This window comes from Streptomyces mayteni (genome assembly GCF_054783955.1).
This window is the reverse complement of record NZ_BAAGPR010000095.1, coordinates 21,801-31,670: the sequence shown is the minus strand read 5'-3', so window position 1 is coordinate 31,670 and position 9,870 is coordinate 21,801. Positions and strand designations below refer to the sequence as shown.

The following is a 9,870-nucleotide window of genomic DNA, read 5'->3' as shown; positions in this document are numbered from 1 at the left end:
TTGCGCGCGGCGGTGGCCGGCTACCGCCGGGTCGGCGAGGCGCTGGCCGGCGCCGCCGACGCGTTCCTGGCCTCGCTCGACGCCGCGCCCGACACCTCGGCCGCCGCCGCGCCCGACGCCTCGCCCGACTGAGAGCGCGGGACGGCGGCCACGGCACTCATGTGAGTTTCCTGTGAGTCCGCGGCGCCTCGGGTACCGCCCCCGGGCGTCGCCCCACGTCGGAGCCCCGGCGTTCCCATCAAGCGTTCATGTTCGTTCAACTCCGGCCCAGGCGGGCGCCGGACAGTGGAGCGACGCACGCGACCGCCGCGTGCCCCACCACCCGTCTGGAGTCCCGGTGATCGACGTACATGGGCTGTCGAAACGCTACGGCGAGGTCGTGGCCGTGGACGAGCTGACCTTCGCCGTCCGGCCAGGGGAGGTGACCGGGTTCCTGGGGCCGAACGGCGCCGGCAAGTCGACGACCCTGCGCATGATCCTGGGCCTGGACGCCGCCAGTTCGGGCGCCGCCACCGTGGGCGGGCGGTCGTACGCCGAGCAGCCCGCGCCGCTGCGGGCGGTCGGGGCGCTGCTGGATCCCGGCGCGGTGTTGCCGAGTCGCACCGCCCTCCACCACCTGTTGGCGTTGGCCGCCGCCAACGGGATCTCGCGCGGTCGGGTGAGCGCGGTGCTGGCGGAGGTCGGCCTGGAGAGCGTGAGCCGGCGCCCCGCGGGGACGTTCTCCCTCGGCATGCGGCAGCGGCTGGGGATCGCCGCGGCCCTGCTTGGCGATCCTCCGGTGCTGGTCTTCGACGAGCCGCTCAACGGCCTCGACCCGGAGGGCATCGTGTGGATCCGCTCGCTGATGCGGCGGATGGCCGCCGAGGGACGCGCGGTGCTGATGTCCAGCCACCTGATGAGCGAGATGGAGCTGACGGCCGACCACCTCATCGTCATCGGCCGCGGAAAGCTCATCGCCGACACGACGATGCGGGGCTTCATCGAGGCGCACTCCGAGCGCGAGGTCCTCGTCCGCAGCCCGCGGGCCGAGGCGCTGCGCGCCATGCTCACCGCGGCCGTCGAGGCGCGGACCGAGAGCGGCGACACCCTGGTCGTCACCGGCTTGGAGGCGGCCGAGATCGGCGCCCTGGCGGCGGCCGGCGGGATCGAGCTGCACGAACTCGCGCCGCGCCGGGCGTCGTTGGAGAAGGCGTTCATGGAACTGACCCGCGACGCGGTGGAGTACCGGTCGGAGCGGGAGCCGAGCGTGGAGCCGAGCGAGGTGACGAGCCGATGAGCCCCGCCACCACCCGGCTCCCCCCTGGGCCGAAGAAGGCGCGCCGACGCTCGCTCGTGTTCCGGGTGTTCCGTCCCCAGCGGAACCGGGACCGCGCGCCGGGCGGCAGGGCGACCTTCCGGCACTGCCTGCACGCGGAGTGGATCAAGATCCGCACGATGCGGTCGACGGCGTACGTGATCCTGGGCACCCTGGCGTTCTGCGTCGGGCTCGCCGCGCTCAACGGCTCGTCGGCCGGCGGCGAGTTCGCGAACCTGAGCCCGGCGGACCAGGCCACCTTCGACCCGTTGGCCACCAGCCTGCGCGGCTACCTGCTCGCGCAGATCGCGCTCGGCCTGCTGGGCGGCCTGGTCATCACCGCCGAGTACGGCGCGCGCACCATCGTCCCGACGCTGACCGCCGTTCCGCACCGGGCACGGGTGCTGGCGTCCAAGGCCGTGGTGCTGGTGGGCGTGGCGCTCCCGGTCGGGATCGTGGTGTCGCTCGCCGGGTTCCTGGTCGGGCAGGCGTCGCTCGCCGGGGCGGGCGCCCCGCACCTGGCGCTCTCCGACGCCGTCGCTCCGCGCGGCATCCTCGGCGGCGGCCTGTATCTGGCCCTGGCCGCGCTCTTCGGTCTTGGGCTCGGCACGGTGATCCGCTCCACCACGGCTACGGTGACCACGCTGTTCGGTGTGATGCTGATCGTGCAGGCGTTCGCTCCGGCGCTGCCGGGCGGAGTCGGCGACTGGGTGTCGACGTACTGGCCACCGATCGCCGGCGGGCAGATCATCACCGGCTACCAGGACCCGGCGCTGCTGAGTCCCTGGGCGGGGCTCGGCGTCATGGCCGGCTGCGTGGCGGCCCTGACGGCGGCGGCGTGCGTCGTCTTCCGCCGGCGCGACGCCTAGCACGGCAGGACAGGACCTAGCACGGCAGGCAGGTAGCGGACCACAGGTGGGGGCGGGTGCCATGACGACGACACAACGACTGCTGCTGGTGGAGGACGAGCCCACGTTGCGTGAGCTGCTCTCCGCCAGCCTGCGGCTGGCCGGCTTCGAGGTGATCGCGGTCGAGACGGGCGGTCAGGCGCTGGAGGCCGTCCGCGAGCAGCGCCCCGACCTGATCGTCCTGGACGTGCTGCTGCCCGACGTCGACGGCTTCGAGGTCGCGCGCCGCCTGCGCGAGCGTCCCTCCGGCCACGGCCACGGTCACGGCGGCGGGCATCCGCCGTTCCTCTTCCTGACCGCCAGGGACGCGGCCGAGGACCGCATCAACGGCCTGCGGGCCGGCGGGGACGACTACGTCACGAAGCCCTTCAACCTGGAGGAACTCGTCCTCCGCATCCGCGCCGTGCTGCGCCGCACCAGCGGCCGCCGGCCCGACGGGCTGCTGGCCGTGGCCGACCTGGAACTCGACCCCGACAGCCACCAGGTGACCAGGGGCGGCCGGCCGGTGCCGCTGTCGCCCACCGAGTTCAGCCTGCTGCGCGTGCTGATGGCGAACGCCGGCCAGGTCCTGTCCAGGGAGCAACTCCTCGACCAGGTCTGGCACTACGACTTCGAGGGCGACGACTCCATCGTCGCCTCCTACATCAGCTACCTGCGCCGCAAGATCGACACGGGCGAGCCGAAGCTGATCCACACGGTGCGCGGCACCGGCTACGTGCTGCGCAGGCCCCGGCCATGAGCGCCGCCGCCATCGGGCGCGGGCCGGTCAGCCGACTGTCGTTGCGCGGGCGGGTGGTGGCGATCAGCCTGCTGCTGGTCGTCGCCGCGCTGCTGGCCAGCAACGCGCTGCTCGTCACGCTGCTCGAGCGGCAGTTGACCCACCAGCTGGACGAGCGCGTCCGGGCCGCCGCCACGGCCGCGGCGCGGCTGTCGCACCGGGACGAGGCGCTCGGCGGGACGGCACCGCGGGTGCGCGACGCGGTGGAGCGCGAGCTGACCGGAGGCATCCACCTCGCCTACCTCGACGCCGACGGCCACGTCCAGCGCACCCCGCGCCCCGCCACGCACAGTGCCCCACGACTTCCGGTCCTGGACACCGCGGCGGTCGCCGCCCGCGCCCTCCGCCCCTTCCAGGCCCCGGGCGAGGCCGGCGGCGACGACTGGCGGGTGATCGCCGCGCCGGCCGCCGGCGGCAGCGTCGTCGTGGCCGGATCCCTGGCGTCGGTCAACGGGACGATCCGGCACCTGGGGGTGTGGATGCTGGTGATCGACTCCCTGGTGCTCGTCCTGCTTGGCGTCATCGCCTGGTTCGCCGTCCGGGCCGGCCTGCGGCCGCTGGCGCGCATCGAGGCGACGGCGGCCGCCATCGCGGCGGGCGACCTGTCGAGCCGCGTCCCGCGACCGGCCACCACCCGCACCGAACTGGGACGCCTGTCCGCCGCGCTCAACGGCATGCTGGACCGGATCGAGGCTGGCGACGCCGCCCGCGCGGCCACCAACGAGCGCATGCGCGCCTTCGTCGCGGACGCCAGCCACGAACTGCGCACCCCGCTCTTCGGGATCAAGGGCTTCACCGAGCTCTACCGGATGGGCGGCATGCCAGAGCGCGCGGACGTCGACTCCGCCATGAACCGCGTCGAACGCGAGGCGGCCCGCCTCGTCCGCATCGTCGAGGACCTGCTGCTGCTCGCCCGGCTCGACGAGGACGCCGCCGTCGACGCGCGCCTGCCCCTCCACCTCATGCCGATGGACCTGCGCACCCTGGCCGCCGACGCCCGGCACGACCTGCGGGCGCTGGCTCCCGAGCGTCCCGTCACCCTGACCGGGCCTGGCGGCGGCCCGCCGGGTGGCGCCCCGGTCCTCGGTGACGAGGCGCGGCTGCGGCAGGTGACCTCCAACCTGGTCGGCAACGCCATCGCCCACACCCCGCCCGGCACCCCGGTACGCATCGGCGTGGGCACGCTGGACGGCCGGGCCGTCCTCGAACTGAGCGACCAGGGACCGGGAATGACGGCCGAGCAGGCCGGCCGGGTCTTCGACCGGTTCTACCGCGCCGACACCGCCAGGGGCCGCACCGGGACCGGCGGCGCCGGCCTCGGCCTGGCCATCGTCCACTCCCTGGTGACCGCCCACCACGGCCGGGTGGAGGTCCACACCGCCCCCGGCCGGGGAGCCACCTTCCGCATCCTGCTGCCGCCGCACCCGGAGGACGGGCCGCCCTGGGGCGGACCCTGGGGCGGCCCCTACGGCGGCCCCTCGTAGAGCAGGAACCAGGTGCCGTACACGCCGGAGGAGATCGCGGCGGCCGCCACCGCGCCGGCCGTCGCCGCGCGGGGCCGCGCGGCCAGCCAGACGGCGAGCGGCAGCAGCAGCGCGAAGGCCGGCATCAGCAGCCGGGGGCGCGAGGTGAAGTAGCCGGCCCCGACCAGGGCCGTCACCGCGAGCACCGCGGTGTAGACGAGGAGCGGCAGCGGCTGCCGCTGCCGTACGCACTGGACGAGCAGGGCCGCGAGCACGGCGAGCACCGCGAGGATCAGCAGCCCGTGCGCCGGGTTGGTCCGCAGCATGCCGGCCACGAAGTGGAGGAACGCCACCCCGCCGTCGAAGCCGTTGCCCCACTCGGCCTGTACGTCGAAGTAGCCGGTGGGGCTCGACCGCCGCCACGACACGTACCCGACGTAGCCGAGCCAGCCGAGCGGCGCGATCGCCATGGCGGCCAGCACCCGCCGCGGCGGCGCGCCGCTCCGGCGGCGGACGAGCTCGACCGCCCCGCCCACCAGCACTGCCGCCACCACCGCCACCCCGGACGGGCGGGTGAGCCCGGCGGCGACGGCGAGCGCCGCCGCCCACCGCCAACGGCCGGTGAGCACGGCGAACAGCGCCCAGGCCGCCAGCGCCGTGAACAGCGTCTCCGTGTACGCCATCGACTGCACGAACGCGGGCGGCACGGCCGCCCACAGCGCCACCAGCACGACGCCCACCGTCCGCCGGTACAGCAGCGTGGCGACGGCGTAGATCCCCCAGGCCGCGGCGAGCGCCGCCGTCCAACCCACCAGCAGCCCCGCGCCGTTGGCCGACACCGGCACCACCGCGGTGACCGCCCGCTCCAGGGCGGGCAGCATCGGGAAGAACGCCTCGTCCGGATGCCAACGGCCGGCGCTGAAGCGGGTGTAGCCGTAGCCTTCCTCGGCTATCCGCGCGTACCACAGGGAGTCCCAGCGCCGGTTGAGGAAGCGGCGCGGGCTCTCCTCAGCGAACGCCATCCACACCGACATGACCAGCAGCCCCGTCGCCCGGACCGCGGCGTACGCCAGCAGCGCCGGGGCGGCGGCGCGCAGGGCCGCGCCGAAGCGGTCGAGGGCGCCGGGGACCGCCGCGGTCCGCGGGGGCGGCGGCGCCGCGCGTTCGTAGGCCATGGATCACCGCCCCGGGCCCGGCGCCCTCGGGGCCCGGCGGATGCGGCCACGCGGCGGCACGGCCCCCAGGCCGCCCAGGAGCAGCCGCCACGGCAGCAGCGCCGCCTCCACCTGCACCGCGGCCGACATCTTCGAGACGCCGTGCCGCCGCTCCTCGAAGTGGATCGGGATCTCGACGGCGGAGCAGCCGGCCCGCACGGCGGCGTGCTTGAGCTCGATCTGGAAGCTGTAGCCGGCGCTGCGGGCCCGTTCCAGGCCGAGCGCCGTGACGGCGCTGGCCCGCCACAGCGCGAAGCCGGCGGTGATGTCCCGCAGCCCGGTGCGCAGCACCATGTCGACATAGCGATTCGCCCAGCGGGAGAGCAGCCTCCGGTGGGCCGGCCACTCGGTGGCCAGCCGCCCGCCCGGCACGTAGCGGCTGCCCACCACCAGGTCGGCGCCGGTCGCCAGCGCGCTGCCGACCAGCTGGGGCACGTGCCGCACCGGGTGGCTGCCGTCGGCGTCCATCTGCAGCACGTACTCGGCGCCGTGCGCCACCGCCGCCGCCATGCCGGCCGCGTACGCCCGGCCAAGGCCGTCCTTGGCGGTGCGGTGCAGCACCGCGACCCGGCCGGGGTGCCGCTCGGACAGCTCGTCGGCGACCCGCCCCGTGCCGTCCGGGCTGGCGTCGTCCACCACCAGCAGCCGCAGCCCGGGCAGCGGTAGGGCCAGCAGCTCGGCGGCGGTGCCCGGCAGGCTCTCCGCCTCGTTGTACGTCGGCATCACGACGGTGACGGCCACCTCGGGCGGCGCGCCCGCCAGACCGTCGTCGGCCCCGGATCCCGGCCGGCCGTTCCTCGCGCCTGAAACATCCATGCCTCACACCCCTGAACGACCGAAAGGAACCATATGTAGGGTCTCGCGTGAAATGTCGGGATGGCTGCCGGTAATGCGGCGAACGGGTGACGTCGACGGCTGACCTGCGGAGAATCGGCGCCACTCGGCGGCGCGCCACGGCCCGGCCGCCCTAGGGTGGCGCGCGTGCTTCCGGCCGTAGGTGAACCCCTCGAGCCGCGCGGGTTCGGGCTGCGGAGTGCCGCGCCGCTCCTCGCGGGGCTGACATGCGCGCTGTCGTTCGCGGTCTGCTTCTTCGCGCAGCTCGCCCTGGACCTCCCGCTGGGCGACCTCGACGTCTACCGCGCCGAGGGCTGGGCCGTGCGCACCGGCGGCGACCTGTACGGCCTGACCGTCACCGCCCACGAACTCCCCGCCACCTACCCGCCGTTCGCCGCACTGCTGTTCGTGCCGCTGACGCTGCTGAGCGTCGAGGCCATACGGGGCCTGGTCTGCCTGCTGAACTTCGCCCTGGTGGTCGCGCTCGCCCACCTCTCGCTCCGCCTGGTCGGCGGCCGCCTTGCCCCCTGGCACACCGGCGTCGCGCTCTCGGTGGCCGCGCTCGCCGTCTGGAGCGAACCGGTGTGGGCCACGATCCGCTACGGCCAGATCAACCTGCTGCTCGTGGTACTCGTGCTCTGGGACGTGACCAGGCGCGCCGACCACCGCTGGGCCGGCATGGCCACCGGGGTGGCCGCCGGCATCAAGCTGACGCCGGCGCTCTTCGCCGTCCTGCTGACGGCGGCCGGCGCGGTGCTCGCCGTCGTCCGGCTGCGCCGCGGCGAGCGCCCGGGCAACCCGCATCTGCGGTGGGCGACCAGGAGTTGGCTGGCCTTCGCCGGCACCGTCGGCGTCGGGGCGCTGCTGCTGCCGCGCGAGTCGTGGCGGTTCTGGACGGACGTCGTGCTCGCCGGCGACCGGGTGGGCGCCGCCGAGGCGGCCGCCAACCAGTCGCTGCGCGGCGTCCTCGCCCGGGTGCTGCACACCGGCGATCTCTCGCCCTGGTGGCTGTCGGCCGCCGCCGCCGTCTGCTGCGCCGGGGTCGCGGTGTCCGTCGCCGCCCTGCTCGCGGCGGACCGGCTGCCGCACGCCACCGCCTGGGCCGCCACCAGCTGCGCGGTCACCGCGCTGCTGGTCAGCCCGGTGTCGTGGTCACACCACTGGGTCTGGGCGGTGCCGGTGTCGGTGCTGCTCTTCGCGGAGGCGAGCCGGCGCCGCGACCGGGCCTGGTGGACCGCCGCCTGGACCGCGACGCTGCTCGCCTTCACCTACGCCAGCTGGCTGCTGCCGCACGACGAGAGCCGACCCGAGCTGCACCTGTCGGCCGCCCAGCAACTCGTCGCCGCCGCCTACCCGTTGGCCGGCAGCTGCCTGCTGATCGCCGCCGGCACGTTGGCCCTGCGGGCCGGTCGTGGTGTTGTGGCGGGGCGGTAGCCGCCGCCTCCACTTCGACGCAACTCTCCTGTTACTGGGGGCAGTTAAAGTGTCGCAGTGAGCACACAGGAAGCCCCTGACCGGGCCGAACAGCTGTCCAGCGAGCTCTCGCGCTCGCTGTTCGGCGACGACGCGTCCGCCCAACACGAGCACGGCCGCCGGCTGTTGGCGGACGACGCGTTCGCCCACCGCGGTGGGCTGAGCCCCGCGGAGAGCGTCGAACTGGCCTACCGGCGGCTGCGGATGGTCAACGCCTCCCTCGACGATCCCTGGCGCCTGGCGGGCGACGTCCACCGGCTGGCCGCCCTGCACGAGTGGCTGGCCGTGGCGGACGGCGCGCTGACCACCGTCGCGGGCATCCACTACAACCTGTTCCTCGGCAGCCTGGTCGACCACGCCCCGGACGCCGACCGCGATCTGACGCCGCTGCTGACCATGGACCGCGTAGGAACGTTTCTCTGCACCGAGGTCGACCACGGCAACGACGCCGCCGCGCTGGAGACCACCGCCACCTTCGACGCCGCGACCGGCGGCTTCGTGCTCCACACCCCGCACCCGGGCGCCCGCAAGTTCATGCCCAACACCAGCGCGGCCGGCGGGCCGAAGACGGCGGTCGTCGCGGCCCGCCTGCTGGTGGAGGGCCAGGACCTCGGCGTCTTCCTCTTCCTGGTCGAGCTGAGCGACGACACAGGATCCAGGCCCGGCATCGACGTGCGGCCGCTCCCCGAACGCCTCGGCAGCCCCGTCGACCACTGCCTCACCTCCTTCGACCAGGTCCTGCTGCCGCACTCCGCCCTGCTCCAGGGCGACCACGGACGGCTCACCGCCGACGGCGAGTTGACCGGCGGCATCGGCAGCCGCCGCAAGCGGTTCCTGCGCGCAATCGGCCGCGTCACCACCGGCAAGCTGTGCATGAGCGCCTGCGGCCTCGGCGGCGCCCGCGCGGCGCTGGCGATCGCCGTCCGCTACGCCGGCCGCCGCCACGTCACCGGCATGTCGGCCGGCCGACGCGTGCCGCTCACCGCCCACCGTAGCCACACCGACCGCTTACTGTCGGCCACGGCGACCGCCTACGCCATGACCTACCTGCACCGCGCCGCCACCGACGCCTGGGCCCTCGCGCAGCGTGAGCCGGCTCTCCGTGAGGAGGCCGAACGGCTGGTCGCGGTCACCAAGGCGTGGAACACCTGGGAGGCGCGACGGATCTGCGTCGAGTGCCGCGAACGCTGCGGCGCGCAGGGGCTCTTCCCGGTCAACGGCCTGGCGGACTTCACCACCAACATCGAGGGCACGATCACCGCCGAGGGCGACAACCTGGTCATCTGGGTCAAGGCCGCCGGCGAACTCCTCTTCGCCCCGACCGCGGGCGCGGCTTCAGCCCGGCCGGTTCCTTCTCGCCCCCTGGACGATCCACGCGCGTTGCGCGACCTCCTGGCCGCCCACGAGGCGACGCTCCGCACCCGCGCGACGGCCACGTTGCGGGGCGGCCCCGCCGGCGACCCACAGGCCCGCTGGAACCACGCCGTCGGCCCGGCCCAGGAGGCCCTGTCCGCACACGCCCTGGTCCGAGCCGCCGACGCGTTCCTGGCGGCAGCGGCGGATGGTGGTGCGGCCGAGGTCCTGACCGACCTGTGCCGGCTCTTCCTCCTCGACCGCCTGCGTCCGCTCGCCGGCGAACTTATCGCCGACGCCCTGCTCCCCGTCGACGAGGCCCGCCGCCTGCCGTCCCTCGTCGAGGAGTTGCGCGCCCGCCTCACTCCAAGGTTGGAGACCCTGGTCGACGCCTTCGCCCTCCCGGACGAGTTGCTGAACCGCCTCCCCCTCCTCGACCTGGCCGCGCCCACGAGCGACCTGGTAGGCGCCAGGAGATGACCGGGGCGGATCCTGCTCCCCGCACCCGCGGGGTCGCCCAGCGCGAGGAGTCGTGGTCGGCCTCGGACTACGA

At 74.8% G+C, this 9,870-nt stretch carries 8 protein-coding genes; 6 read left to right on the top strand and 2 right to left on the bottom strand.

Going from position 1 to position 9,870, the window contains the following annotated elements:
* Positions 1 to 337: 337 nt before the first annotated feature.
* The 4 genes from ACYVPE_RS30600 (at position 338) to ACYVPE_RS30585 (ending at position 4,464) form a co-directional block, all read left to right on the top strand.
* On the top strand, positions 338 to 1,276 hold the full coding sequence (locus tag ACYVPE_RS30600) for an ABC transporter ATP-binding protein (protein WP_461037005.1): 939 nt from the start codon (positions 338 to 340) through the stop codon (positions 1,274 to 1,276).
* Positions 1,273 to 2,163 (top strand): ABC transporter permease, encoded by an 891-nt coding sequence (locus tag ACYVPE_RS30595; RefSeq protein ID WP_461037004.1) that lies wholly within the window; start codon positions 1,273 to 1,275, stop codon positions 2,161 to 2,163. Before ACYVPE_RS30600 ends, ACYVPE_RS30595 begins: the two co-directional genes overlap by 4 nt.
* Before the next feature lie 61 nt (positions 2,164 to 2,224).
* Complete coding sequence (locus ACYVPE_RS30590; protein ID WP_461037003.1) at positions 2,225 to 2,941, top strand: response regulator transcription factor; 717 nt, start codon at positions 2,225 to 2,227, stop codon at positions 2,939 to 2,941.
* A complete protein-coding gene (locus ACYVPE_RS30585; protein WP_461037002.1) occupies positions 2,938 to 4,464 on the top strand; it encodes a sensor histidine kinase in 1,527 nt (508 codons plus the stop codon). The genes ACYVPE_RS30590 and ACYVPE_RS30585 overlap by 4 nt, the downstream gene beginning before the upstream one ends.
* Here the strand turns inward: ACYVPE_RS30585 and ACYVPE_RS30580 are convergent.
* Both ACYVPE_RS30580 and ACYVPE_RS30575 read right to left on the bottom strand, forming a co-directional pair.
* Positions 4,446 to 5,618, bottom strand: a complete 1,173-nt coding sequence (locus tag ACYVPE_RS30580) for a hypothetical protein (RefSeq protein WP_461037001.1) — start codon at positions 5,616 to 5,618, stop codon at positions 4,446 to 4,448. The genes ACYVPE_RS30585 and ACYVPE_RS30580 overlap by 19 nt on opposite strands.
* Before the next feature lie 3 nt (positions 5,619 to 5,621).
* The gene (locus tag ACYVPE_RS30575; protein WP_461037008.1) at positions 5,622 to 6,380 is read right to left on the bottom strand and encodes a polyprenol monophosphomannose synthase; all 759 of its coding nucleotides are present in this window, start codon (positions 6,378 to 6,380) and stop codon (positions 5,622 to 5,624) included.
* A gap of 258 nt (positions 6,381 to 6,638) precedes the next feature.
* On the opposite strand from ACYVPE_RS30575, the gene ACYVPE_RS30570 reads away from it, so the two are divergent.
* Together ACYVPE_RS30570 and ACYVPE_RS30565 are read left to right on the top strand one after the other, a co-directional pair.
* A complete protein-coding gene (locus ACYVPE_RS30570; RefSeq protein WP_461037000.1) occupies positions 6,639 to 7,925 on the top strand; it encodes a glycosyltransferase 87 family protein in 1,287 nt (428 codons plus the stop codon).
* A 57-nt stretch (positions 7,926 to 7,982) separates the two neighbouring features.
* The gene (locus ACYVPE_RS30565; protein WP_461036999.1) at positions 7,983 to 9,797 is read left to right on the top strand and encodes an acyl-CoA dehydrogenase family protein; all 1,815 of its coding nucleotides are present in this window, start codon (positions 7,983 to 7,985) and stop codon (positions 9,795 to 9,797) included.
* Positions 9,798 to 9,870 lie beyond the last annotated feature (73 nt).